Annotated in this window: 26 protein-coding genes; 23 read left to right on the forward strand and 3 right to left on the reverse strand. The window is 57.9% G+C overall.

Annotated features, from left to right (window positions below; genetic code table 11):
• Positions 1–182: 182 nt before the first annotated feature.
• A complete protein-coding gene (locus tag AC1MEE_RS05335) occupies positions 183–1,082 on the reverse strand; it encodes a LysR family transcriptional regulator (protein WP_480414271.1) in 900 nt (299 codons plus the stop codon).
• Positions 1,083–1,267: 185 nt separating this feature from the next.
• On the opposite strand from AC1MEE_RS05335, the gene AC1MEE_RS05340 reads away from it, so the two are divergent.
• The 7 genes from AC1MEE_RS05340 (at position 1,268) to pstB (ending at position 6,488) form a co-directional block, all read left to right on the forward strand.
• Positions 1,268–1,702, forward strand: coding sequence for a DoxX family protein (locus tag AC1MEE_RS05340; protein WP_480414273.1), 435 nt, complete (start codon positions 1,268–1,270; stop codon positions 1,700–1,702).
• A 162-nt stretch (positions 1,703–1,864) separates the two neighbouring features.
• On the forward strand, positions 1,865–2,365 hold the full coding sequence (locus AC1MEE_RS05345; RefSeq protein ID WP_480414274.1) for a VOC family protein: 501 nt from the start codon (positions 1,865–1,867) through the stop codon (positions 2,363–2,365).
• Entirely contained in the window at positions 2,352–2,561 is a 210-nt protein-coding gene (locus tag AC1MEE_RS05350; protein WP_480414275.1) for a hypothetical protein, read from the forward strand. The genes AC1MEE_RS05345 and AC1MEE_RS05350 overlap by 14 nt, the downstream gene beginning before the upstream one ends.
• Positions 2,562–2,752: 191 nt before the next feature.
• Positions 2,753–3,769, forward strand: coding sequence for a phosphate ABC transporter substrate-binding protein PstS (pstS, locus tag AC1MEE_RS05355; RefSeq protein ID WP_480414276.1), 1,017 nt, complete (start codon positions 2,753–2,755; stop codon positions 3,767–3,769).
• Positions 3,770–3,844: 75 nt separating this feature from the next.
• Positions 3,845–4,840: a phosphate ABC transporter permease subunit PstC gene (gene pstC, locus AC1MEE_RS05360; protein WP_480414277.1), complete on the forward strand. Its 996-nt coding sequence runs from the start codon at positions 3,845–3,847 to the stop codon at positions 4,838–4,840.
• Positions 4,837–5,709 (forward strand): phosphate ABC transporter permease PstA, encoded by an 873-nt coding sequence (pstA, locus tag AC1MEE_RS05365; protein ID WP_480414278.1) that lies wholly within the window; start codon positions 4,837–4,839, stop codon positions 5,707–5,709. Before pstC ends, pstA begins: the two co-directional genes overlap by 4 nt.
• Positions 5,709–6,488: a phosphate ABC transporter ATP-binding protein PstB gene (gene pstB, locus AC1MEE_RS05370; RefSeq protein ID WP_480414279.1), complete on the forward strand. Its 780-nt coding sequence runs from the start codon at positions 5,709–5,711 to the stop codon at positions 6,486–6,488. The genes pstA and pstB overlap by 1 nt, the downstream gene beginning before the upstream one ends.
• Here the strand turns inward: pstB and AC1MEE_RS05375 are convergent.
• Positions 6,469–7,425 carry a LysR family transcriptional regulator gene (locus tag AC1MEE_RS05375; RefSeq protein WP_480414280.1) on the reverse strand — a complete coding sequence of 319 codons (957 nt, stop codon included), beginning with the start codon at positions 7,423–7,425 and terminating at the stop codon, positions 6,469–6,471. The genes pstB and AC1MEE_RS05375 overlap by 20 nt on opposite strands.
• A 248-nt stretch (positions 7,426–7,673) precedes the next feature.
• Here AC1MEE_RS05375 and norR point away from each other — a divergent pair, with 248 nt between their 5' ends.
• The 3 genes from norR to AC1MEE_RS05390 all read left to right on the forward strand — a co-directional run bounded on the left by norR (position 7,674) and on the right by AC1MEE_RS05390 (position 11,742).
• Positions 7,674–9,227 carry a nitric oxide reductase transcriptional regulator NorR gene (gene norR, locus AC1MEE_RS05380; protein ID WP_480416158.1) on the forward strand — a complete coding sequence of 518 codons (1,554 nt, stop codon included), beginning with the start codon at positions 7,674–7,676 and terminating at the stop codon, positions 9,225–9,227.
• A 473-nt stretch (positions 9,228–9,700) separates the two neighbouring features.
• Positions 9,701–10,939, forward strand: a complete 1,239-nt coding sequence (locus tag AC1MEE_RS05385) for an ISL3 family transposase (RefSeq protein ID WP_480412525.1) — start codon at positions 9,701–9,703, stop codon at positions 10,937–10,939.
• 578 nt (positions 10,940–11,517) lie between these two features.
• A complete protein-coding gene (locus AC1MEE_RS05390; RefSeq protein ID WP_480414281.1) occupies positions 11,518–11,742 on the forward strand; it encodes a DUF6555 family protein in 225 nt (74 codons plus the stop codon).
• Positions 11,743–11,781: 39 nt separating this feature from the next.
• Here the strand turns inward: AC1MEE_RS05390 and AC1MEE_RS05395 are convergent, their stop codons facing one another.
• A complete protein-coding gene (locus AC1MEE_RS05395; RefSeq protein WP_480414282.1) occupies positions 11,782–13,221 on the reverse strand; it encodes an MFS transporter in 1,440 nt (479 codons plus the stop codon).
• 112 nt (positions 13,222–13,333) lie between these two features.
• Here AC1MEE_RS05395 and AC1MEE_RS05400 point away from each other — a divergent pair, with 112 nt between their 5' ends.
• The 13 genes from AC1MEE_RS05400 (at position 13,334) to AC1MEE_RS05460 (ending at position 26,127) form a co-directional block, all read left to right on the forward strand.
• The gene (locus AC1MEE_RS05400) at positions 13,334–14,185 is read left to right on the forward strand and encodes an urea carboxylase-associated family protein (protein WP_480414283.1); all 852 of its coding nucleotides are present in this window, start codon (positions 13,334–13,336) and stop codon (positions 14,183–14,185) included.
• A gap of 190 nt (positions 14,186–14,375) precedes the next feature.
• On the forward strand, positions 14,376–15,287 hold the full coding sequence (locus tag AC1MEE_RS05405) for a LysR family transcriptional regulator (protein ID WP_480414284.1): 912 nt from the start codon (positions 14,376–14,378) through the stop codon (positions 15,285–15,287).
• A 183-nt stretch (positions 15,288–15,470) separates the two neighbouring features.
• On the forward strand, positions 15,471–16,316 hold the full coding sequence (locus tag AC1MEE_RS05410) for a substrate-binding periplasmic protein (protein WP_480414286.1): 846 nt from the start codon (positions 15,471–15,473) through the stop codon (positions 16,314–16,316).
• A 54-nt stretch (positions 16,317–16,370) separates the two neighbouring features.
• The gene (locus AC1MEE_RS05415; RefSeq protein WP_480414287.1) at positions 16,371–17,192 is read left to right on the forward strand and encodes an amino acid ABC transporter ATP-binding protein; all 822 of its coding nucleotides are present in this window, start codon (positions 16,371–16,373) and stop codon (positions 17,190–17,192) included.
• Positions 17,193–17,203: 11 nt separating this feature from the next.
• The gene (locus tag AC1MEE_RS05420; protein ID WP_480414288.1) at positions 17,204–17,875 is read left to right on the forward strand and encodes an amino acid ABC transporter permease; all 672 of its coding nucleotides are present in this window, start codon (positions 17,204–17,206) and stop codon (positions 17,873–17,875) included.
• 10 nt (positions 17,876–17,885) lie between these two features.
• On the forward strand, positions 17,886–18,551 hold the full coding sequence (locus AC1MEE_RS05425) for an amino acid ABC transporter permease (protein WP_480414289.1): 666 nt from the start codon (positions 17,886–17,888) through the stop codon (positions 18,549–18,551).
• Between the two features lie 25 nt (positions 18,552–18,576).
• Entirely contained in the window at positions 18,577–19,458 is an 882-nt protein-coding gene (locus tag AC1MEE_RS05430; protein ID WP_480414290.1) for a dihydrodipicolinate synthase family protein, read from the forward strand.
• A gap of 57 nt (positions 19,459–19,515) precedes the next feature.
• Positions 19,516–20,559 carry a 4-hydroxyproline epimerase gene (locus AC1MEE_RS05435; protein WP_480414291.1) on the forward strand — a complete coding sequence of 348 codons (1,044 nt, stop codon included), beginning with the start codon at positions 19,516–19,518 and terminating at the stop codon, positions 20,557–20,559.
• Complete coding sequence (locus tag AC1MEE_RS05440) at positions 20,556–21,839, forward strand: NAD(P)/FAD-dependent oxidoreductase (RefSeq protein ID WP_480414292.1); 1,284 nt, start codon at positions 20,556–20,558, stop codon at positions 21,837–21,839. The genes AC1MEE_RS05435 and AC1MEE_RS05440 overlap by 4 nt, the downstream gene beginning before the upstream one ends.
• Complete coding sequence (locus tag AC1MEE_RS05445; protein ID WP_480414293.1) at positions 21,836–23,317, forward strand: aldehyde dehydrogenase family protein; 1,482 nt, start codon at positions 21,836–21,838, stop codon at positions 23,315–23,317. The genes AC1MEE_RS05440 and AC1MEE_RS05445 overlap by 4 nt, the downstream gene beginning before the upstream one ends.
• A gap of 11 nt (positions 23,318–23,328) precedes the next feature.
• Positions 23,329–24,351 carry a proline racemase family protein gene (locus AC1MEE_RS05450; protein WP_480414294.1) on the forward strand — a complete coding sequence of 341 codons (1,023 nt, stop codon included), beginning with the start codon at positions 23,329–23,331 and terminating at the stop codon, positions 24,349–24,351.
• A 70-nt stretch (positions 24,352–24,421) separates the two neighbouring features.
• Entirely contained in the window at positions 24,422–25,132 is a 711-nt protein-coding gene (locus tag AC1MEE_RS05455; protein WP_480414295.1) for a GntR family transcriptional regulator, read from the forward strand.
• Between the two features lie 452 nt (positions 25,133–25,584).
• Positions 25,585–26,127 (forward strand): cysteine hydrolase family protein, encoded by a 543-nt coding sequence (locus tag AC1MEE_RS05460; protein WP_480414296.1) that lies wholly within the window; start codon positions 25,585–25,587, stop codon positions 26,125–26,127.
• The last annotated feature ends 6 nt before the right edge of the window (positions 26,128–26,133 follow it).

A 26,133-nucleotide genomic window follows, 5' to 3' on the forward strand; every position in this document is an offset into this window, starting at 1 on the left:
TGTCGCTCATTGAGAGACAGGGTTTTTTTTCGGGGCTTGCCCCGTCCGCTTAAAAAGCAGGGCGGGATTGTTTTGAGTCTTGCGCTGGGCCGGCTAATGGGTGACACACCGCATCAAACTGATCGCAGCGGGACGCGTAGTTGTAAGCCAGCTCCTTGGGGATTTGTGAGCGGCCGCAATCTTCAGCTCACCTGCCGGATAAACCGCTCGATCAACCAACGAGCGGCCGGACCGGGTGGTGTATCGGTTCGGTAGATCACGTCGAAGCTGTAGGGGTTGCCCCTGGATTCGGGCAGGTCGAGCTGCACCAGTCGGCCGGTGGCGAGGTCTTCCTCGATCATGTGCGTCGGCATATTGCCCCAACCGATGCCTTCACGAAGCAGCATGTGCTTGGCGCCCAGATCGGCCAGACGCCAGGTGCGCGGGCTGACTACGGCGAACTCCTTGTCTTGAGTCAGCGGTGAACGATCCGTGAGCACCAATTGCACATGCTCACGCGCTGCGCCAGGCGGATTCGGGTTGCCGAGGGCCAGGGGATGGTCGGGGGCCGCGACCGGTATCAGGGTGAGACCGCCAATGCCGATGCGTTCGATGCCGCCGATATCCGCATGCAATAGGCCGCTGACGCCAAGGGTCGATGCCCTCTCCAGCACAAGCTGGGTGACTGCCCCCAGCGCCTCAATCCTCAGGTGCAGCGACACCGTCGGGAATTCGCTAGAAAAGGCTTTGAGCGCATCCACCACCCGGGAGGCGGGCAGCATCACATCCAGCGCCAGATGGACTTCGGCTTCCAGGCCATGCACCAAACCCTTGACCTTGGCGCGCAAGCCGTCGATGCCGCTGAATACGGTGCGCGCTTCGATCAGCACGGTGCGCCCGGCGATGGTGAGCTGAGGTTTGCGCGTGGTTTTGCGGTCGAAAAGCTGCACGCCCAGTTGCGACTCCAGGTTGGCGATGGAATAGCTGATCACCGAGGTCGCCCGGTGTAGTTTTCGCGCCGCCCCGGCGAAACTGCCAACTTCGACTACAGTCAGAAATACCCGCAGTTGGTCAAGGGTCGGTGTACCTGGATCAGAACTCATGTCTATTTCCTCGAACCTATTGCGGCACTTTACCAGTGGCTGGTTGAGGCTAATACCGTACGTTCGAAAAAATAGAACATAAATGTCGAAATTAGTCGGCTATTGCGTCATCTGCGGAGATGCCAGAATCTACCCATCGCAGCAAGCCATGTCGGTTTCGCTGACTTAATCAGGTGATAAATCCCATGTCGCAATCCGCCGTTTCAACCTCGAACCAGAACGTTTCCGACGCATCGACCACCCATGCCAGCCTGGCATTGGTTGGCCGGATTTTCATTGCCGCCATCTTCCTGCTCTCGGGTTTCTCGAAAATCACCGCTCCGGCGATGATGATCGGCTACATCCAGTCGGTCGGCCTGCCACTTCCGGCCGTGGCGCTGGGCCTGGCGATTCTGGTTGAAGTCGGCGGCGGTATTGCCTTGGTCCTCGGCTACCGCACCAAAACAGTTGCCGCGATCATGGCGTTGTTCACCGTCGTCACCGCGTTTGCCTTCCACCACAACCTGGCTGACCAGAATCAGTTCATCCACTTCTTCAAAAACATCGCCATGGCCGGTGGTCTGCTGCAAGTGATCGCCTTCGGTGCTGGCCGTTTCAGCCTGGATGCCCGTCGCGGTTGATGGATTGACTTCACCGCTGACTGCTCAAACGACAAAGCCGAAGTGGCGACACTTCGGCTTTGTCGTTTGTTTGCGGACGCTGTCGATTCCGGGTGCACGAAAACGACTAAGGGGTAATCGCCGCTATGTATGATCACGACGTCCACCGACAGGAGAGACTCCATGCAAAGCATCCAGAAAATCACTCCGTGCTTATGGTTCAACGATCAAGCGGAAGAAGCGGTCGCATTTTATACCGGGATCTTTAAAGACTCGCGGGTCATCGGCACCACCCGTTATGGCGAAGCGGGATTCGAGGTTCATCAGCGGCCGGCGGGTTCTGTCATGTCGATTATCTTCGAGCTGGAAGGGCAGACGTTTACGGTACTCAATGGAGGACCGGCGTTTACCTTTAACGAGGCTATCTCGCTGCAGATTCATTGCCAGACGCAGGCCGAAATCGACCACTACTGGGACAGACTTTCGGTCGGGGGCGACGCCAAGGCTCAGCAGTGCGGCTGGCTCAAGGACAAATTCGGGGTGTCATGGCAAGTCATTCCACGCTTGCTGCTGGACATGATTGATCATAGTGACGCGGAGAAATCCGCCAGGGTCATGATGGCCATGCTGCAAATGAAGAAGCTCGACCTCAAGAAGCTGGAGCAGGCGTTTGCAGGGCGTTGAACGGGCTCAAGAAGGAATGAAGCTCGGCCCGAATTTCACCGAAGAGCAATTCTTTGGCACCGGTATCGGTATTGCCGTGCTCAAGAACGATCCGCTGGCAGGCCGTTTCAATCAGGCATTGGCGGCGATTCGGGCCAATGGCACCTACGACAAAATTCGCCAGAAGTACTTCGATTTCGATACCTACGGCGAATAATCCGAACTGATTTCAATGGTCACTCAGCGTTCGGCAATCACGCCGAACGTTGCATGCTGACGATGCTGTGCCTACTATCTCGCAACATCTTGCCTCACTGTCATCAAGCAGAAATATTTTAAGCATTAAATCGTCACGGCCCCTTCCTTGTGGGCGAATCCACAAAACCCCCTTTTTGAGGTGTTGCCGTGATGTTGCTGACTAAAAACCGTCTGTCGCTTTTACTGGCGTCGTTGTGCCTGAGCGGTATGGCACATGCGACTGATGTAACCGGTGCTGGCTCGAGTTTCGTGTACCCAGTGCTGTCCAAGTGGTCGCAGGATTACGGCAAAACGTCCAGCAACCGCATCAACTACCAGTCGATTGGTTCGGGTGGCGGTATTGCCCAGATCAAGGCGGCGACCGTGGACTTCGGCGCTTCCGATGCCCCGTTGTCCGAGGATGACCTCAAGGCTGCAGGCCTGGGTCAGTTCCCTAGCGTGATCGGCGGCATCGTGCCGGTGATGAACATCGAGGGCGTCAAGCCTGGCGAGCTCAAGCTTGACGGCGAAACCCTGGCCAAAGTATTCCTCGGCAAGATCACCAAGTGGAGCGACCCGGCCATCGCCGCGCTGAACCCGGGTGTGAAACTTCCAGACGGCCCTATCACTGTGGTTCACCGCTCTGACGGTTCCGGCACTTCGTTCAACTTCACCAACTACCTGGCCAAAGTCAGCCCAGACTGGAAGAGCGCGATCGGCTTCGGCACCACCGTTCCATGGCCGGTCGGTGTGGGTGGCAAGGGTAACGAAGGTGTTGCCGCTTACGTCAAGCAGATCAAGAACTCGGTCGGTTATGTCGAGTACGCCTATGCTCTGCAAAACAAAATGACCCATGCACAGTTGAAAAACGCCGCGGGCAAGTTCATCGAGCCTAACGCCAAGGCGTTCCAGGCTGCCGCTGATACTGCCGATTGGGCCAGCGCCAAGGACTTCAACCTGATCATGACCAATGCGCCGGGCGACAACGCATGGCCGATCACGGCGACCACCTGGATCATCATGTACAAGCAACCGAAGAATGCCGAGCAAAGCCAGGCTGCGTTCAACTTCTTCAAGTGGTCGCTGGAAAATGGCCAGCAGCAAGCTGCCGCACTGGACTATGTCGCTTTGCCGGGCTCGCTGGTCCAGCGCATTGAAGGTTACTGGAAATCCGACTTCAGCCATTAATCTGAAGCGTTCGGCCCCCCTTCATCAAGCCCGCCGGGTTTGATGAAGGGGGGCGTTCTTGCGAGTGGACCATTGATGACAGAAAACACCCGAACCATGTCCACGACGCTTTCCAAGGCCGACAGCACTGGCGATATGCGAGCCGCCCGCGATCAGCGTCATGACCTCTGGTTCAGACGCTCGATGCAGGGCGCCGCATTGCTGGTGCTGTTTTTGCTTGCAAGCATTGCCGCCTCCACCCTGTGGGGGGGCAGTCTGGCGTTCAGGACCTTTGGCCTGGACTTTCTCACCAGTACTGAGTGGGACGCGGTCAACAACCACTTTGGCGCCGTGGTGCCGATCTACGGCACGCTGGTCACGTCATTTCTGGCCTTGCTGATCGCCGTGCCTGTGAGCTTCGGCATCGCGATTTTCCTCACTGAAGTAGCGCCGCCATGGCTGCGGATGCCGATCGCTTCGGCCGTCGAACTGCTGGCCGGGATTCCATCGATTATTTATGGCATGTGGGGGCTGTTTGTATTCGGCCCGTTCATGGCTCAATACCTGTCGCCCTGGATCAATGACTATCTGGGCGCACTGCCTTTTATCGGCCAGTTTTTTCAGGGGCCACCTCTGGGGATCGGCATGCTGACGGCCGGCATCGTCCTGGCGATCATGATCATGCCGTTCATCACGTCGGTGATGCATGAGGTGTTCCGCAGCGTGCCCACCACCCTCAAGGAGTCTGCGTACGCCTTGGGCAGTACGACCTGGGAAGTGGTCTGGGACATCGTCCTGCCATACACCCGCTCAGCGGTGGTCGGCGGCGTGTTTCTGGGGCTCGGTCGTGCGTTGGGCGAGACCATGGCCGTGACGTTCGTGCTGGGTAACGCACAACAATTCTCGGCCTCCTTGCTGATGCCCAGCAGCTCCATCGCTTCGGTGATCGCCAACGAATTCAGTGAGGCCTACACCGACCTGCATCGCTCGGCGCTGATCGCGCTGGGTTTCTTGCTGTTCATCGTCACCTTCGTCGTGCTGGCACTGGCGCGACTGATGCTGATGCGCCTTTCGCGTAAGGAGGGTCTATGACCGGCAACGAGAGTCTTTATCGAAATCGCGCTATCAAAAACTGGCTGGCGATGGTGTTCAGCTGTGGCGCCACGCTCTTCGGTCTGCTGTGGCTGGTGTGGATTCTTCTGACCACTATCATCAACGGTTTCCAGGCACTGAATCTGCGTCTATTCACCGAGATGACGCCGCCGCCCGGCACTGAAGGCGGGCTGGCGAATGCGTTCTACGGCAGTGCCCTGATGTCCGGGCTGGCCTTGCTGATTGGTACACCGATCGGCCTGATGGCGGGGATCTGGCTGGCGGAGTTCGCACGGCATACCCGACTGGGCACCACGATCCGCTTTATCAACGACATCCTGCTCTCGGCGCCGTCCATTGTGTTGGGGCTGTTTATCTACACCGGGGTGATTCTGCCGCTCAACGTGCTGACGAATCATCAAATGGGCTTCTCGGCCATCGCCGGCGCACTGGCGTTGGCTTTGCTGGTGATCCCGGTGGTGGTGCGTACCACTGACGAAATGCTCCAGTTGCAGCCGTCCACCATGCGCGAAGCCGCGCTGGCGCTGGGTGTGCCGCAATGGAAGCTGACCCTGCAAATCGTCCTGCGGGCAGCCAAAGCCGGGGTCGTTACCGGGATTCTTCTGGCGCTGGCCAGGATTACCGGTGAAACGGCGCCGCTGTTGTTCACCGCGTTCGGCAATCAGTTCTGGAGCAGCAACCTGCTCAAACCGATTGCCAGCGTGCCGGTGGTGATTTTCCAGTACGCCATGAGTCCGTTCGATGACTGGCATTCCCTGGCCTGGGCGGGCGCATTGGTACTGACACTCTTCGTGTTGGCGCTCAGTCTGCTTTCCCGCTTGATCCTTTTGCGCAATAGGTTGACCTGATGAATAGCCTTGCCCTAGCCAATGAGCGAACCAAAATTCGGGTGCGCGACCTGGAGTTCTTTTACAACGACCAACGCTCGCTGAAATCCATCAATATGGATATTCCCGAGAAGCGCATCACCGCGATCATCGGGCCTTCGGGTTGCGGGAAGTCGACATTGCTGCGGGTGTTCAACCGCATCTACGCCATGTACCCCAAGCAAGAAGCGAAGGGCGAAGTGCTGCTCAACGGCGAGAACATTCTCGCACCGGGTTACTCGATGAACCGCCTGCGCAGCCACGTTGGCATGGTGTTCCAGAAGCCGGTGCCGTTCCCGATGACGATCTACGACAACATCGCCTACGCCGTGCGTCACCATGAGCGGCTGTCCCGTGGGGAAATGGATGATCGCGTCGAACAGGCCCTGAATGGCGCGGCCCTATGGGATGAGGTCAAGGACAAACTCAAGCAGAGTGCGCAAAGCCTGTCCGGCGGACAGCAGCAACGCCTGTGCATCGCCCGCACCATTGCCTTGCGCCCTCAGGTGTTGCTGCTGGACGAGCCGACTTCGGCCCTCGACCCGATTTCCACCGGGCGCATCGAACAGCTGATCACCGACCTCAAAGAGCAGTTCACGGTGATTATCGTCACCCACAACATGCAGCAAGCGGCGCGGGTCTCGGATTACACCGCGTTCATGTTCATGGGTGAACTGATCGAGCACGGCGACACCGACACCATCTTCACCAAACCGAGCAAGTCCCAGACTGAGGACTACATCACCGGTCGCTTCGGTTAAGCCCGGTTTCAGCCGCGACAGGCTTTTGCGGCCTGTCGCTCATAAACGATTCCAGCCTCGACCGTAACCAGCGTTCGGCCGGGTCGGTGTCGCTAATGCTGAGCCAGACCATGGACAGGTCCAGGGTCGGTGTAATGAACGGCAACGGCTCATCGACCAACACGCTGGAGGCCGCCGCCATGGCGGTTGCGGTGTAATCCGGAAGACTCGCCAGCAGATCGGTGCCAGCCATCAGCGCGGGCAGGGTGCTGTATTGCGGAATCGACAGCACCACGTGACGCTTGCGGCCAATGGCTCTGAGCCACTCATCGGAGAAACTGCTGATATCGGCGGTATGCGATACCACCACGTGCGGTCGCGAACAGTATTCGTCGAGGGTCAGCGGAGTCGATGACTGATCGGCGCGTAATACCCGCGGCTGAAAACTCCTGAGTAGCTTGCGCTTGGCATTGGCGGGCAGATCCTCTGTCCGGCTGATACCGACGGTGATTTCCCCGGTCGTCAGCAAGTCCGAGATGTTCCAATGGTCCACGTGCTTGACCACGATTACGATCTTGGGTGCTTCCTCGCGCACGGATCGGAGCAGGGCTGGCAGCAGGCCGAACTCGACGTCGTCGGACAGCCCGATACGGAAGGTCATGGTGCTATTGGCTGGATCGAAGGGACGGGTCAGGCTCAGGGCCACGGACATGGCGTCCAGCGCTGGCGACAGGTGCTGAATGATTTCCTGAGCCCTGGCTGTCGGCTCCATGCGATGGCCGACCCGGACGAACAACGGGTCATTGAGCAGGGCGCGCAAACGGTTCAGCGCGGCGCTGATGGTCGGCTGGCCGAGGAACAGCTTCTCGGCGGCGCGGGTCACATTGCGCTCCTGCATCAGGGTTTCGAATACCACCATTAAGTTGATGTCGGCCTTGCGCAGTTCATTGCGATTCATCAGTCGATCCCCAAATTGCGCAAAACATCGCACGATATCGGTCGACAGTTTAGGAAGTTGGGTGGACTACCGTCTACAGCGGTCTTGAGCGGCGGCAGTCACTGACGTTCTAACCCGGACCACCGTCCGGCCTCGGGGTGAAAAACATCGTGTCCTAATGACTCGTTGTGAAGTTGTCGTTATGACCTTGCAGGAGTCATATTGACCTCTGTTATGCTTGCCGACCTCCAATGGACCCCTGCGGAATCATCATGACTAATCCACTCCTGCTGGCGCTGGTGCCACTGGTCGCCGATCTTTCCCGCGAATTGCCGGATGAAGAACGCTATCGACGTCTGCTGCGCTCACTGCGCCAGATGCTGCCGTGCGATGCGGTGGCGTTGCTCAAGCTCGAAGGCGATGTGCTGATTCCGCTGTCGGTAGAAGGGTTGAGTCCAGACACGTTGGGCCGGCGGTTCAAGGTCGACGAGCATCCCCGGCTCAAGATCCTTCTGGAGAACCGTGGTCCGACCCGGTTCTCCACCGATTGCGGTCTGCCTGATCCGTATGATGGGCTGGTCGACGGCCATCAGGGGCATCTGGAAGTCCACGACTGCCTCGGCTGTCCGCTGTACCTGCAGGACAAACCCTGGGGGCTGATCACCCTGGATGCGCTGGACCCGTCGAGCTTTGGCCAGGTCGATCTGGACAATCTCGAAGCCTTTGCCAGCCTGGCAGCGGCGACGGTGATGGCCAGCGAGCGGATCAACCAGCTGGCGCGCAATTTCGAAGATCAGCGTCAGTTGGCCGAGGTCTACAAACGCGCGGCGGGTGGACGTGGGCCTCGCGAACTGATTGGCCAGAGCGCTGTTCACAAGCGCATGCAGCAAGAAATTCAACTGGTGGGCAACAGCGCGTTGTCGGTGCTGATCACTGGGGAAACGGGCGTCGGCAAAGAGCTGGTGGCCGAAGCGATCCACCTGCAATCGCCGCGGGCGCAGAAACCGCTGATCAGCCTTAACTGTGCGGCGTTGCCTGAACTGCTGGTTGAGAGCGAGCTGTTTGGCCACGTCAAAGGCGCGTTCTCGGGTGCGGTCAATGGGCGCAGCGGCAAATTCGAACTGGCCGACGGCGGCACGATCTTTCTCGATGAGGTCGGCGAGCTGCCGCTTCCGGTTCAAGCGAAATTGCTTCGGGTATTGCAGAGCGGCCAGTTGCAGCGCGTCGGCTCTGATCAGGAGCACCATGTCGACGTGCGAATCATTGCGGCCACCAACCGTGATCTCGCCGAAGAGGTGCGAGCCGGGCGTTTCCGCGCCGACCTTTACCATCGGCTCAGCGTTTATCCGTTACTGGTACCACCGCTACGCGAGCGGGGACGGGATGTCCTTCTGCTGGCCGGCTTTTTTCTCGAAGAAAACCGCGCGCGCATGGGCCTGCGAAGCCTGCGGCTAAACCCCGAGGCGCAAAAGCTGCTGGTGAGTTACACCTGGCCGGGCAACGTCCGCGAACTGGAGCATCTGATCAGCCGCGCCACGCTCAAGGCCCTGTCGACCCACGCCGAGCGCCCGCGCATTCTCACCATCGAGTCCCAGGCGCTGGGGATGGACGATGACATGCCGGAAGTGGAATCGGTCACGAACGGCGAGGTGCCGAGGGTCAGAGAAGGCGAAGGCTTGAAGGCGTCGGTGGATGCCTACCAGAAAATCCTGATCAGCGACGCATTGGTCCGGCATCAGGGCAAATGGGCCGACGTCGCCCGGGAACTGGGCCTGGATCGCGCCAACCTCAGTCGGCTGGCCAAGCGACTGGGGATTCGTTGAATAATCAGGCTGGATTTTTCTGTAGGAGATCCTGTCCCGTCTTCGACGCCGCGCTGTCGCGCAGCAAACTCGGTCAATGTAGGAGCGCGCTTGCCCGCGATCGGCTGCGCAGCAGTCGCAAAATCGGCGAACTCGATTCTGGCAGTGGAACGGTGCTCAGCATTTTCGGGACCGCTTCGTGGTCCATCGCGGTCAAGCGCGCTCCTACAGAGGGATCAGCGTTTGGCTGAAAGTTCACATAATTTTTATTATTTATTTTTCAACGACGTACAGGTTGTTGAAAGCCAACTTGTTGGCGAAGCGCTTAGGGTGGCACGTCAGGTATATCGCCTCGCGAACAAGTTAGCTCCTACGGTGGATCTATGCTCGGCGCTAAATCTGTGGCTGGCTGAAATCCGGCGTCGAAGACGGGGCGACATTTCCTTCAAGCGTGGGGCTTCACCGTTTTGAGTGGGTAATCTATTCTCCTCCCCATGAAAGATATCGATTTATACACCCAAATCCTTGGGCTCCAGGCACCGTGGAAAGTGGTCGCAGTTAACCTTGACCGTGCGTTGGGGCAAGTCGTTGTCGGCGTTGGAGTATCTGATGCTGCTGCGTTCACCTGTCCGCAATGTGGCCTGCACGCTTCGCGTTATGACAAACGCAAACGTCGTTGGCGGCATCTTGATACGTGTCAGTTCGTGACCATTCTAGAGGCTGAGGTGCCCAGAGTTCATTGCGCCGAGCATGGCGTGGTGACTGTCGAGGTCCCGTGGGCAGACGCTGGTTCAGGTTTCACCTTGATGTTTGAAGCATTGGTGATCAACTGGATCCAGGAAGCCAGTATTCAGGCGGTCTCGCGTCAACTCCAGACAAGCTGGGGCAGCATTGACCGGATCATGGCTCGCGCCGTCAGACGCGGATTGGCGCGTCGAAAACCGTTATCACCGACCCAGATATGTGTGGACGAGACTTCGTTTCAAAAGCGTCGCGAGTACGTCACCGTGGTGACCGACCCCGCAACGGGTCAGGTCTTGCATGTGGAAGACGGCAACCTCACCCAGAGCCTGGAAGCGTTTTATACGAAGCTCAATAGCGACCAGAAGCAAGCTATTACGGGCGTTTCGATGGATATGTGGCCCGCCTTTATCAGCGCGACCCAGCGTCATATTCCGGATGCCATGCACAAAATAGCGTTCGACAAGTTCCATGTGGCCAAGCTGTTGAGTGAGGCGCTGGACAGAGTGCGTCATATGGAGAACCGCGAGTTGTTAAAGGCCGGCTCCACGGTGCTCAAGAACACGAAATACGTCTGGCTCAAGCGGGCTGAGAACATGACTGAGCGACAACAGGCAACCTTCGAGTCGTTGCGAGAGGGTTCGTTGCGTACAGCCAAAGCGTGGGCGATCAAAGATCTGGCCATGCAGTTGTGGCGAGGTAAGGATCGGGATGAGGTCGAACAACAGTGGAACCACTGGCTGGAATGGGCCTTGAACAGTGGGCTGCCACCGATGTGGAAAGTCGCCAAAACGATCAAGCGACGACTGTGGGGCATCGTCAACGCCATCGTGTTGAACCTGCATAACGGCCATGCAGAAAGCATGAACGCACGCATTCAACGGCTCAAGCAACGCTCTTGCGGGTTTCGAAATCGGGAGCGTTTTCGCAATGCCATTTACTTTCATTTTGGTGGTTTGGACTTATACCCGGAACGTCTCCAAAACTCATAACACCCACTTGATCCGGTGAAGCCCCTCAAGCGTCATTTAAGTCATTGGTTTTAAAAGATTATTTTTTGGCATGCCGGATCAACTAGATGTGGGGGCAGGCTTGCCTGCGAAGAGGCCAGTCGTGCAAAGAAGAGCATCATGACTTGCGGAATATTTGAGCCTGACCCAACGCTTTCGCAGCGGGACGCTTAGTTGCAAGCCTGCTCTCATCAACAACCTATAAATCGTTGAAAAATAAAGCATAAATTTTCAGCTTAACGCTGATCCCCTGTAGGAGCTGCCGAAGGCTGCGATCGACCGGGAACCGGTCGCTTTCTTGAGACCGCTGAAGGTCGTGCCGACCTTTTCGCAGCCTTCGGCAGCTCCTACAGGGACCCAGTTTGCTGCGCGACAGCGCGGCGTCGAAGACGGGGGGCGGAATTTCCTACAGAATCGAGGCTGGCCGCTGAATAGGGGCTGTACTCAAATCTTGTTCGCGATGTGTCAGGCTACAATCGCTCGTAACTGACGACTGAATTTTTTCCCACCAGAAAGGGTCATCTGATGCTCTAGGCCATGACTCATGAGGCACCCAAGGGATGACCCAATACAAACACTACAGAATCGATTACTTGCTCAATGGCGTGTTCAAATCGTTCTACATCAGCGCTGAGTTCATGGACAACACCGAAGCCTGGCACCACGCGAGCGTTGACGCAGGTATCGGCCGGATCCCCAAGTATCGACTGGATAAAGTGCCCAGGGTCTCGAGACTGTATGCCGAGCATTTCGGCATCACGGATGTCGAGTGGGTGCAAAGTTGAAATGAACGACATCGGGTGTCCAACGGTTCCGATAATCGGCTAACGATGCGCGATGTTCTCCAGCGCCAGGTTGCGCGTGCGCGGGCCGAAGCGGCCGATGGTGATCATCACGATCAACATGCTGCTGACGATAAAGGCGAGCACTCCAGGCGTACCGAAGTGGTCGAGGAAAAAGCCGATCAACAGGCTGCTGAACACCGTCGACAAGCGGCTGAAGGAATAGCAGAAACCCACGGCGCGGGCGCGGATGTTGGTCGGGAACAGTTCGCTTTGATAAGCGTGATAGCTAAAGCTCAGCCAAGCGTTGCAGAAAGTGATCATCACCCCGCAAATGATCAGTCCTACGCCTGACGTTTGCAGCGCAAACAGCGTTCCGAACACCATGGCACCCAATGCCGAGCTGACGATCTGCCATTTGTTCTCGAAGCGGTTGGCGAACTTGACGAACAGCAGCGGCCCGAGCGGATAGGCGAGGGTGATGATGAAGGCGTACATCAGGCTGTGGGTGACGCTCACGCCCTGGCCGGATAACAACGCCGGCAGCCAGTTGCCAAAGCCGAAGAAACCGATGGCCTGGAATACGTGAAACACGATCAGCATCAAGGCTCGGCGGCGGTACGGAGGTTGCCAGATATCGGCAAAATGGCCGCTGCCTTCGACGCTGACGATTTCTGGTTCAGGCTCGTCCAGGGTCTTGCCGTGATCACGCACGCAGCGCGCTTCGATATCGTCCATGATCTGCTCGGCTTCGTCGAACCGGCCCTGCTGCGCCAGCCAGCGCGGCGACTCGGGCAGACGCGAGCGCAGCCACCAGATAAACAGGGCAAATGCCGCGCTGGCCAGCACTACCCAGCGCCAGCCGGAGATACCGAAAGGCGCTTGCGGCACCAGCCACCAGGACATCAGCGCCACCGCTGGCACCGACAGGAATTGCACGAAAAAAGCGAACGCAAACGCAGAGCTGCGCATCCGTTTTGGCACCAGTTCCGACAAGTAGGCATCGATGGTCACCAGTTCGATGCCCAACCCGATCCCGACCAGAAAGCGCATGCAAATGATCCCGAGTGCCGAGCTTTGCACGCCCATCAGCACCGTCGCGACGGTGTACCAGATCAGGGCGAAGGTGAAAATGGCCCGGCGACCGAAACGGTCGGCTATCGGGCTAAGCAGGCTCGCGCCCAGAAACAGCCCGAGAAAGGTCGCCGACGCGAACGCTGCTTGATCGGAAAATCCGAACACGCCCAGATTGCCGGTGGCAAAAATACCGTCGCGAATCAGGCCGGGGCTGATATAGGCCGTCTGGAACAGGTCGTACAGCTCGAAAAAGCCGCCAATCGATAACAACGCCACCAATCGCCACAGGGTCGCGACCGTCGGCAGCCGGTCAATGCGCGCGGCAATAAAGGCCACCCGAGCCGGGTCGACTCCCTGAGTGGTGGTGGCAACGTTTGGTGACGCGGCGGGAGAGAGCGTGGACATGCGTGGCTTTTCCAGATCCATGGGCGGTATGTGGCGTTTTTCTCGCGATAAATTGTTACATTCAAAGCGTTGATCGTGTCAGCCCTTTTTCCCTTCGAGAGGCATTTGACCCATGTACAAAGACTACCCTGCGGCTTATCAAGTCAGTAAAGGCTCTGCGCTTAACGTGGACAAAGCGTTTTATGACCGCATTCGCGAGCAGACATCCGCACGTACCCTCGTTGAACAGTTTGAAGTACCGATTCGCACCGGTCGCGCCTGGAAAGTCACGGCGGGGCAGGTGTTTCGCGTGACGACGCCGGTCGGCCCGCAGGTGGGTGACTTCAACATCTGGAACGCCAATGACCCGCGCGAACGGATGTGGGCGGCGCGGACTCGGCAACTGCAAGGCGCACACGTCAGCACATACGACCGGCTGTGGTCGAATCTGCCGTTTCTGCGGCCGATGGTGACCATCACCGACGACAGCCTGGCGGATTACGGCATCGATGAGCACGGCGGACGTCTTCACGATCTGCTCGGCACCCGTTGCGACCCGTACGTGAACAAGATGCTGACCGGCGAAGACTTCCATCATCACTGTCACTCCAACCTGACCCGTGCCGTGCTGCCCCATGGGCTGACCGAGTTCGACGTGCATGATGTGCTGAACATCTTCCAGTGCACCGGCCTCAACCACGACGACATGTACTTCATGAAAGCCTGTCCGGCGAAGAAGGGTGACTATCTGGAGTTTTTCGCGGAAATCGATGTGCTGTGCGCCCTGTCTACCTGCCCCGGTGGTGACCTGTCACTGGCCATGTGGGGCCCGGATGCTCAAGACCCGCTGACCGTTTGCCGTCCGCTGGGGGTGGAGATCTATCAGCTCGATGACGCCTTGCTCGAAGGCTGGAAACAACCGGAGCGCGCTGCCTACAACGGCCTGCATGGTCTGCATATCGCCAAGGCGGCTTGGGAAAAATAAGTACGTTCGTCATATGAGGTCATTTCACGATGGCCCCAAGACGTATCCCGCCGTGTACACGCACGGCGGCTCAAGCAAGGGTGTGTTCATCGTCGGGCTCCTGAGGATTTTCCTGTGACGGAGCTTGTGACAAATCGATGGGTGAGTTAAATCTTGATCTTCTTAAGTTCACATATAGAAAAACTCACCTATGAGCAAAAAAAATCCCTTGAGCCAAGTCAGCGATTTCGATTTGCGCTTGATTCGGTTGTTCAAGACGGTGGTGCAGTGCGGCAGTTTCACCGCGGCTGAAACCGCCCTCGGCATCAGCCGGTCCGCCATCAGTCTGCACATGAGTGATCTGGAAAAGCGTCTGGGCATGCGCTTGTGCCAGCGCGGGCGAGCGGGCTTCGCTCTTACCGACGAGGGGAGGGAAGTGCTACGTTCCAGTGAAGCGGTTCTGAGCGCCATCGAGGGATTTCGCAGTGAAGTGAATCAGTTGCACAGTCAACTGCGCGGCGACCTGAATATCGGGGTCATGAATAACCTGGTCACCCAACCGAAGATGCGCATCACCAGCGCGTTGAAATCGCTGCGCCGCCAAGGCGAAGGCGTGACCATCAACCTGAGCATGAGCACCCCGGGGGAGATCGAGCGTGGGTTGCTGGATGGACGCTTGCATGTCGGCGCCATCCCGCTGATAGCGCCGCTCTCAGGCCTGGAGTACAGCCTGCTCTACAACGAGCGCTCGAACCTGTATTGCAGTCGGGAACACCCGCTTTTTGATCGGGTCGGCGACGTTGCCAACGACGATTTGCGTCATGTCGATGCGGTCGTGCCCAGTTACCGAATGACCGCAGAAGCGATTGGTTTGCACCAGTTGCTCGACTGCACCGCGACGGCCACCGACCGTGAAGGGATCGCATTTTTGATCCTGACCGGAAGCTATATCGGGTTTCTTCCTGACCACTACGCTGCGGGTTGGGTGGAGAAAGGTTTGATGAAATCCATCGCTGCGCAGCGGTTGCATTTCGATGCACCGCTGGCCGTGGTAACAGCCAAAGGCCGGCGTCCCAGTCTGATCCTTGATCACTTTCTCGACGCTATCCAGCAGACAATCTAAATCATCCCGCCTCAGTGAGCGGTCATTCGACCGCTCGGTCACCCGTCCAAAAAAATATTTCGTCGCAGGTTGACAGTTCGATTCGTTCAATTCTAATCTGCATACAGCGCTGCACACATGACAGCGCAGCAACACGACTTGTACCTTCCTGCCTATAACAACGAAATCATTGGAGAGGTCAAAATGGCTTGGTTCCTCACTCGCTCTATCCGCAAAATGCTCGTCTGCGCTACCGCCGTCGGTGCGTTGCTCACCCAGGTTCCTGCTCACGCTGCTGAACCTTCGCTCTGGCAAGACATTCAAAAAGCAGGTGTTCTTCGTTGCGGAGCTGCCGTCGCCGCGCCATACGTCATGCGTGATGCTCGTTCAGGGGATTACAGCGGTTACTTCGTGGATCTGTGCCGCGACTTCGGCGAAAAAGTGCTGAAAGTCAAAGTCGAGTTCGTCGATACCAGCTGGGATAATCTGGTTGCAGGTTTGCAAAGTGGCAAGTGGGATCTGGCCATGGCCCTCAACCAGACGCCCGAGCGCGCAATGGCAGTGGGTTTCTCGGTACCGGCAACCGACTACCAAGTGTCCCTGTTGGTGAACAAGGACAATCCAAAGTTTGCCAATGCCAAGAATGCGATTGCCGACTTTGACAAGGAAGGCGTGACCTTCGCGGTGATGTCGGGTACTGCCCAGGACAAGGCGATCTCTGCGGTGGTCAAACAGGGCAAGATCATGCGCCTGCCCGGTATGGACGAAGCCCGTCTGGCCGTCATGTCGAAACGGGCCGATGTACTGGTCGACGCGAGCGATACCAATCATCTCTTTGCTGTAGCCAATCCGGATTGGGCCAAGGAAGTCCTCCCTAATCCTGCGTTGGCAAAACAAGGTGTTTCCTTCGGCGTTCGTCGAAATGCCACCCCGGCTGACCTTCAGGTGCTGAACATCTATCTCACTCAGCGCCGTGAGACAGGTGAGATCGATGCCTTGGTCGATAAGGCTTCATTGCAAGCCATCGCCACCAGCAAATCCTCCCAGTAAACATCAATGACTCTCGAGAGCGTGCTTGATCGGCGCTCTCCCGGAGAACGGTTTATGAAAGCTCCTTATCTCGTGGCCGCCCAGCCACAGCCTTCGCTCGCCCACGATTCGACGGGTGGCGACTTCATCCAGCTGCGTGATGTGTACAAGACCTACGGCGAAGGGCTGGTGGTGATGGACCACCTGGACCTGGACATGCGCGCTGATGATCGGTTGGTGATCATTGGCCCCAGCGGCAGCGGTAAAAGCTCGTTGTTGCGGGTGATGATGGGTCTGGAAAGCATTCAGGGCGGGACGATCCATTTTCAGGGCAAGCCGTACATCAACGGCAACTCGAAGCGGCATGGCAAACCACTCGACGTGAGTTTGCAAACCCAGGTGGGCATGGTCTTCCAGCATTACACGCTGTTTCCCCATCTCTCGGTGTTGAGCAACCTGATCCTCGCACCGATGAAAGTGCATGGTCTTTCCAAGGGCCAGGCCATCGAAAAAGCTCGCCTGTTCCTCACCCGATTGGGACTCGAAAGCAAGCTCAACGCTTATCCCAGCCAGCTGTCGGGTGGCCAGAAGCAAAGGGTGGCGATTGCCCGGGCCTTGATGCTGGAGCCCAAGCTGATGTTGTTCGATGAAGTTACGTCGGCCCTGGACCCGGAAATGGTCATCGAGGTGCAGAACGTGATGAAGCAACTGGCTGAGCAAAAGATGGCAATGATCATCGTCACTCACGACATGCACTTTGCCCGACACATCGCAACGCGCGTGGTGTTTTGCGCCAACGGCAAAGTCGTGGAGCAAGGCCGTCCCGAGCAAATCTTCACGCAACCGAAGGAGCCGCGAACTCGCGAGTTCCTGGAAAAAGTCTTGCACCTGGACTGAGGGTTGGGGTCATGAACTATCAATTCGATTTCAATTTTCTGACGAGCAACTACGGCGTGCTGTGGGATGGCCTGAAGGTCACGTTAGAGCTGGCGTTGGTGTCGAACGTCGTTGGTTTGCTACTGGGATTCGGTCTTTGCCTGCTCACCCTGAGCCGCTGGTTTTTTGTGCGTTGGCCAGCGCAGTTGTTTATCGAGTTCTTTCGTTGCACCCCGGCGTTGTTGCAGATTGTCTGGTTCTTTTACTGCCTGCCGATGCTGTTCAACGTGTTCATCGATCCGATTGTCATGGGCATCCTGGCGCTGGGGCTGAACCTCACCGCGTTCAACGCCGAGGCTTATCGGGCCGGGGTTCAGGCGGTGCCGAAAGAACACCTCGATGCCTGCGTGGCGTTAGGTCTGCGGCCCTGGCAGCGAACCCTGTACGTGATTCTGCCGCAGGCTTTGCGCACGGCGTTACCGGTGCTGATGACCAACGGGATTTCGATCCTGCAACAGAGTGCCCTGGTGGCCATCGTGGCTGTCGCGGATCTGATGTACGTCGGCAAAAGCATCGCGACCGAGGCCTATCGACCTCTTGAAACCTATTCGCTGATCGCCCTGATCTACTTTGCGCTGTCACTGCCTGTCTCGCAGTTGGTGCAGGTGATGGAGCGACGTCAGGACGCTGCGCTTCAGCGCTGAGGATCAGGTCATGCATATCGATTTCACCGTGGTCTTTTCTTATTGGCAGGTGCTCCTTAAAGGACTGGCATTGACTCTGGCCTTTACCGTCGGCTGCGCAGTGCTGGGCAGTCTGGCCGGGTTCCTGCTGAGCCTGTTGCGACTCTCGCGCAGCCGGCTGATCCGTATCCCGACCGGGCTCTACGTCGAGCTGTTTCGCGGCACTCCGTTGCTGATTCAGTTGTTCTGGGTGTTCTTCTGCTTCCCGGTCGTATTCGGTATTTCGATCCCGCCTTACGTCTCGGTGTTGCTGGCCTTGACCCTGTACATGACGGCAATCACCAGTGAGACCTTCCGTGGCGCGCTCAAATCAATTCCGAGCGAGCAGCACGATGCATGCACCGCATTGGGAGTGGCTTCGTGGAACAAGGTTCTTTACGTGATCTTCCCCCAGGCCTTGCTCAGGGCCGTTCCCCCACTGCTTTCGAACGTGGTCAGCCTGTTTAAAGAGAGTGCGCTGATCTCGTCAGTGGGGATCGCTGACTTGATGTTTGTGGGGCAGAACATTTCCAACAGCACCGCGCGGCCCGTTGAGTTCCTGACGGCGGTAGCGGTGATCTATTTCCTCGTTGCGTTTCCGCTGACCCGGCTGGTCGGCGTGATCGAAGCCCGGATGCTCAGACGTTACGCGTACTAACACCCCATCAAACTGGAGATTTTTCATGCAGCAACTCAAAGGTATTTTGCCAGCCCTGGTCACCCCATTCGACGCATCTGGCGCGGTCGATTACGACATGCTCGCTTCCATCATCGAGTTCCAGCTCAAGGCCGGCGTGAGTGGTTTTGTACCGCTGGGCTCGACTGGTGAATATTACGCCCTGACCAATGATGAGCGCCGTCAGGTGCTGGCCACCGTGCGTGAAGTGGTGGGTGGGCGTGGCTTGCTGATCGCCGGCGCCAATGGCTCCTGCACCCGTGAAGTCATCGAACAGGTCAAACAGACCCGAGATGCCGGCTATACCCATCTGCTCATCGCGCCACCGTATTACGCGCTGCCTTCCCAGGATGAATTGATTGGTCACTACCAGGCGATTCTGGATGCGGTGCCGGATATCGACCTGGTGCTCTACAACTATCCTGTTCGCACCAACGTCGAAGTGGGCTTCAGCGTACTGGAGGCCTTCAAGGACAACGATAGGGTCATCGGCATCAAGGAAAGCAGCGGCAACCTGCTGCGCGCCATCGAAATCGGCGGGACCTACAAAGACCACTTCCAGTTGTCCTGCGGCTCTGACGATCAGGCGCTGGATTTCTTCCTCTGGGGCGCGACCAGTTGGATTTGTGGGCCTGCCAATTGCCTGACCGAACAAGTCATGTCGTTCTATAACAAATACACCGCCGGCGACCTGATCGGGGCTCAGGCGGTCATGCGTTCGTTGTTCCCGGTCCTGGCCGACATGGAATCCGGCAAGTTCATTCAGAAAGTCAAATATGGCTGCGAGCTCGCAGGTTTCAACGCCGGCAATGCGCGCATGCCATTGAAGCCACTCACTGATGATGAGAAGGCCGGGTTCCGCAAAGCGTTCGAACTGTCCCAACGTTGATGATCTGCCCGCGTCGGCGGCTACGTCCACCGATGCGGGTTCTCGGGAGTTAATGACATGACACGACATCGTTTTACCTGTCTCGAAGGCCATACCGAAGGCATGCCGGTTCGCATGGTCATCGATGGCGGTCCCGTGTTGAGTGGCGCCAACATGGGCGTGCGCCGCCAGCAATTCATGGCTGAGTTCGACTGGATACGTCGGGCCTTGATGCTGGAGCCCAGAGGGCACTCGCACATGTCAGGTACGATTTTTTACCCGCCCCTCAGCGGCGAGGCCGATTTCAGCCTGATCTTTATCGAAACCTCGGGATGCCTGCCGATGTGCGGTCATGCCACCCTCGGCTCCATCACCCTTGCCCTGGAAAGTGGACTGGTTACGCCGAAACGGCCGGGTAAGGTTGTGGTCGATGTTCCCGCCGGGCAAATCCATGCCACGTATACCCGGCAGGGGCAGAACATCACCTCGGTGCGTTTCACCAACGTGCCGTCGTTTTTGCTCCACCGGGATGTGGTGGTTTCACTGCCCGCGCTGGGCGAGCTGAAAGTCGATATCGCCTACGGCGGAAATTTTTACCCGATTGTTGAAGTCCAGCCTAACTACCTTGGCTGTGAGCATTACACCCCCCAGCAACTGCTCGATTGGGGACGGCAGATGCAGGGGCTGGTCAACCAGACGCTGGACGTGGTCCACCCGGATGATCCTTCCCTACGCGGGGTCAAGCACTGCATGTGGACCGGCGCTCCTATTTCGCCCGACTCTGACGGACGAAGTGTGGTCATTGCCGGTGACAGCCTGATCGACCGTTCGCCTTGTGGCACAGGCAGCTCGGCACGCGTGGCCCAACGCTTTGCTCGCGGCTGGCTGAAAGCCGATCAGTCCTATCGCCATGAGAGCCTGATCGGCAGCCACTTTGTCGGCCGGGTTGAAGAGCAATTGCATCTGGGCAATGGGCTTGAGGCGATCCGACCCAGTATTGAAGGTCGGGCCTGGATCACAGGTCGCTCCGAATACACCGTCGACGACAGCGAGCCGTGGTGGGGTGGATTCAGCCTGGAGGATTTTGCCAGTCCCGCGCCTTCCAAAGAGACAGCGCTATGACGCCCCTGCAATCGGTCCCTCAGGAAACCGCGGTCGTGGTCGGCGGCGGTATTGTCGGCGTCTGCTGTGCGCTCTACCTGCAACGCGAGGGCTATCGCGTCACGTTGATCGACCCGGCGGCTGCCGGCGACAGCACCGCGAAATGGAGCTGCGGGCAGATGGCGGTGAGCGAAGTCATCCCGCTGTCCAAGCCCGGCATTTTGAAGAAGATACCGGGCTGGTTGTTGGACCAAAAGGGCCCTCTGGCCCTGCGGCCTAGCGCTTTCCCAGGCATTTTGCCGTGGTTTCTGCGCTTCGTTGCCTGCGCTCGTCATTCGAAGATTGTCGAAATTGCACAAGACATGGCGACGCTGACTCATCACGTCTATGAAGACTACGCGCCACTGCTTGATGTGTGCGCTGACAAGACATTGATGGGCGAACGACCGATTATTGAAGTCTTCGATACGTCATCCGGGCTTGAGCACGAGGGGCCCCATCTGGAGCTTCGACAAGCGCTGGGCTTCAAGTCCGAGGTGCTGGATCGTGCGGCTATCGCTGATCTGGAACCCGCTCTGGCAGGGAAATTCAACCATGGTTTGTTGTTTTCCGACTGGCGCGCAGTGAGCGATACCAAAGGATTCATCGCGGCGTTGACTCATAGCTTTCTTGATCAGGGCGGAATACGTTTGCGCGCTGAAGTGAAGCACATTGATGAGGTCGCAGACCGTGCCAGCGGAGTAACGCTCAGCAATGGTGAGCGCCATCCGGCCGACCATGTTGTGATTGCCGCCGGGACGGGGTCGCGGAAGTTCTTCGAGCAGATGGGGGCAAAGGTTCCTCTGGCGGGTATTGCAGGGTATCAAGTGCTGCTGCCAACTCCCGGCGTGGCGCTTCGTCACTCGATCATCTATTCCGATGGCGGTTTCTGCTTCAGTCCGATGACCCGTGGCCTGCAAATCGGCGGCACTATTGAGTTCGCGAGCCAGGACGCCGAGCCCAATTACAAGCGCGCTGAAATCATTCTGGAGAAGGCGCGCAAAGTCCTTCCCCAGCTACAAGTCGACGCTGTCGAGTTCGGCGTTGGCTATCGCCCGTTCCTGCCGGATACCAAACCTGTCATCGACCGCAGCTCACGGTTGCCCAACGTGTTCCTGGCGTTTGGTCACGGTCAACTTGGCCTGACGTTGGCTGCGACTACTGGCCGGCTTATCACTGACCTGGTGTCCGGGCGTAAGCCGGCACAGGACTTGACCCCTTTCAGCGCTAAGCGCTTTGCCCTTTCTGGAGGCCATGCATGAATGCCTATGATCAGCTCTACATCGACGGCCAATGGGTACGCCCGGTGAAAGGCGGTACTTTCGAGACCATCGACCCGAGTAATGAAACGGTCATCACTCGGGTGGCTGCCGCGACCGCCGAAGATGTTGATTGCGCTGTAAAAGCGGCTCGTCGCGCCTTCGATGAGGGACCGTGGCCACAGATGTCTGGCGCGGAGCGCGCCGCCATTTTGCGTCGCATCGCAGAGGGCATACGCGAGCGCCAGGATAAATTGGCTGAGCTGGAGGTCCGCGACAACGGCAAGCCATTGCCTGAAGCGCTGTGGGACATCGGCGATACGGCGGGTTGTTTCGACTTCTATGCGGGTCTGGCTGAAGACCTGGATGGCCATCGCGAGCAGCCTGTTTCGCTGGCGGATGAGCGTTTCACATCGATTGCACGTAAAGAACCGGTGGGCGTAGCCGGGGCCATCATTCCCTGGAACTTCCCGATGCTGATGGCCGCCTGGAAGGTCGCACCCGCACTGGCTGCGGGGTGCAGCATCGTGCTCAAACCTTCTGAGTTGACGCCTTTGACCGCGTTGGAGCTGGCCGACATTGCACACCAAGCCGGTCTGCCTGCAGGTGTACTTAATGTGGTAACCGGCCTGGGCCCGGATGCCGGTGCACCGCTCAGCGAACACCCTGGCATCGACAAGCTGGCCTTTACCGGGAGCATTCCCACCGGCAGCCGGATCATGCAGGCGGCTGCGCGCGACATCAAAAACATCAGCCTGGAGTTGGGCGGGAAATCACCGTTCATCATTTTCGATGACAGCGATATCGAGGCTGCGGTCGAATGGATCATGTTCGGGATCTTCTGGAACCAGGGCGAAGTGTGTTCTGCCACCTCAAGGGTGTTGGTTCAGCGTGAGCTCTATGAGCCTCTGCTCAAGCGCTTGGTCGAGCAGACACAGCGCCTGAGCATCGGCAACGGCTTGCAAGAGGGCGTGCTACTTGGCCCATTGGTCAGCCGGGGTCAATACGACAAGGTGCTTGAAGCCATCGCGCGTGGCCGGGAGGAGGGCGCGACCTTGCTCACAGGGGGGACTCGTCCGGCGCATTGCGACAAGGGCTACTTCCTGACACCCGCGATTTTCGCTGACGTACCGGAGAGAAGTTGGATCTGGCAGGAAGAAATCTTTGGACCGGTGGTCTGCGTTCGTCCTTTTGATGACGAAGCCGACGCGCTGCGCAGTGCCAACGACTCCCGTTTTGGCTTGGCCGCCGCTGTGATGTCGCGGGACCTGGAGCGTGCCGAGCGGGTAGCGCGACGCCTGCGTGCCGGTATCGTCTGGATCAACTGTTCACAGCCCACCTTCACCGAAGCGCCCTGGGGCGGTTACAAGCAGAGCGGGATCGGGCGTGAGCTGGGCGAATGGGGCCTGAACAACTATCTGGAAACGAAACAGATCACACGTTACGACAGCGATCAGCCTTGGGGCTGGTACATCAAGTAGAGGAGGCCGCCATGCGTTGGAAAAAAACACTGCAAATGGCCGAGGTGCATTGCGAAGGTGAAATCGGCAAGGTCATTACCGGCGGGGTCCTTGATATCCCCGGCAAGACCATGCTCGACAAGATGAACTACATCAACGACGTGGACGATAGTCTGCGCCGGTTGGTCATGCTCGAGCCGCGTGGGTGCCTGCAAATGTCAGTGAACCTGCTCTTGCCACCCACTCGACCTGAAGCGCAAGCGGGCTTCATCGTCCTGCAGGCCGACAAGGCTCACCCCATGTCAGGGAGTAACTGCATCTGCGTGGTGACGGCTTTGCTTGAACTGGGCATGTTACCGATGCAAGAGCCTGTGACCACCGTGGTGCTCGATACACCTGCGGGTCTGGTGACGGCCCGGGCGCAGTGCGAAGATGGGCGTTGCCTGAGCGTGTCGCTGGACATGGTTGCATCGTTTGTCGAGCAGCTTGATGTCGCTATCGAGACCGCCGAGTTTGGCACCCTCAAAGCGGATATCGCGTTTGGCGGCGTTTACTACGCGCTGGTCGATGTCGAGCAGATCGGCCTGACCATCGCTCCAGAAAATGCACGGCAACTGGCTACCCAAGGCGTACGTCTGAAAACGCTGATCAAGCAACAGGTCAAGGTGCGCCATCCATTGTTTGAAGCGCTTGATGAGGTCGCCTATGTGATGTTCCGAAATCGCCTCGATCACACGACCTACCAAACCTGCACGACGCTGCCCCCCGGGCGAGTTGACAGATCGCCGTGTGGGACGGGCAGTTCAGCCAGTCTGGCAACACTGAGTGCCCGCGGGCTGGTTGAGGTTGGTGACCAGCTGGTCTCTCGCTCAATCATTGGCGGCGAGTTCAAGGTCGAGCTACTGGGTCACACGGAAGTGGGTGGCAGGCCTGCGGTCCTGCCGAGGATCACCGGCCGTGCATGGATATACGGACTTGAGCAGATCGGTATCGATCCCGATGACCCCTTGCATGAAGGCTTCATGCTGAGCGATACCTGGGGCGAAGGTTTCTAACCCTTCGCGAGCAGGTGTTAAAGTTGCTGCTGGTCTGAATGTTCGGCCAGCAGCGTCGAGAGTGATTTTTATGAGCACAGACACCCCTACTGAAAAGGCTGGCAACGGCAAACGCCATGGCGGTCGGTATATCTATGAAGAGCTGCGCAAGCAGATCTTGACGCTCAAGCTCAAGCCCGGCATGCCGCTGGATGAAGTGTCGCTGGCAGCGCAATTCGGGTTGTCTCGCTCGCCCGTGCGTGACGCACTCGCTCGGCTGATCAGTGAGGGCCTGGTCACGATCTTGCCCAACCGCACGACCTTGGTCACTCCGTTTGAAATCGAAGAGTTTCCGAACTACATCTCGGCACTGGATCTGATTCAGCGCGTGGTGACACGGCTCGCCGCAACGCAGCATAACGACGAGGACCTGGCGCGTATCCGAGCGGCGGATGCCGCGTACCTTGATGCGGTGAGCACCGGTGACTTCCAGGCCATGTCGGAAATGAACAAGGCCTTCCACATGGCCATTGCCGTTGCCGGGAAAAACCCGTACTTCATCAGTTACTACGAAAAGTTGTTGGGCGAAGGGCAACGGCTTCTTCACCTTCATTTCGATTACATCATCAGCGCCGCAAGCACTACCCGATTAGGGCGTGACCACGACGAGATGATCGACGCTATTGCCGATCGGAACGCTGACCTGGCCGAACAGGCTGCGCATGAACACACCATGCTGTTTCAACGCCGCTTTCTGGACTTCATGCAGCAAAATCTGACTGAAAACATGTCTGTTGTTTGATAAGAGGCCTCGCCCCGTCTTCGACGCCGCGCTGTCGCGCAGCAAACTCGGTCCCGATTCTGCCCGGAGGGCGTAGGAGCTGACTTGTCTGCGAAGACCATTCAACGCGGTGGGTCTGACAGATCGCGCCGTATGGTCTTCGCAGACAAAACTACGCGTCCCGGTCTCTCCTACATTGAATCGGTGCTTAACTTAAAATTTATTCGTTATTTTTCAATGAGTTATTCGTTGCTTGATAGAAGGCGCGTTGACGTCCTGTAGCGCTGACAGCATGATGCCTCCATGAACATTATTGCGCTCCATGCCACCACCACGATCACCACGACCGCCTATGGCGGGTCGTGAGGTGGGTTCATGAGCGCAAAATAGCGTGAACACCTCAAGGCCCCGCCAGCAATGGACGGGGCCTTTCGGTTTCTCCGTCCTGGCGGGCACAACATGGAGAAATACCGATGAGTGACTTAGACCCTAAACGTTCTGCGCTATTGATCGTCGACATGCAGGTTGGGATGTTCAACGGCCCCGAAGAGCCCTTCGAAGGGACGCGTGTTCTGGGGAATATCAACCAGCTGATCCGTAAGGCGCACGAGGCTGGCGCGCCTGTTTTTGCGGTTCGGCACACAGGGCCGCAGGGCTCGCCGATCGAGCAGGGGAGCGCGCTTTGGCAGCTGCTGCCGGGTCTCGAGGTGGATATCAGGAAAGATACGGTGTTCGATAAAATCCGCCCCAACTGCTTTGTGGGGACTCGGCTGGCCGAACGGTTCGCAGAAGCGGACGTCAATGAGGTCGTGATCGTCGGGATGAAAACGCAATACTGCATTGACGCAACGTGCCGCGTCGCAACAGATCTTGGCTTTCAGGTGGTGCTGGTGGCTGACGGGCATACCTGCATGGATACGCCTGCGATGCCCGCCAAGCTGATTATCGAGCATCACAACCTGACGTTGAACGGGCCCTTCGTGAAGCTGAAAAACACAGCTGACGTGCGGTTCTGACCCCGC

This window comes from Pseudomonas sp. ASL3, assembly GCF_056680425.1.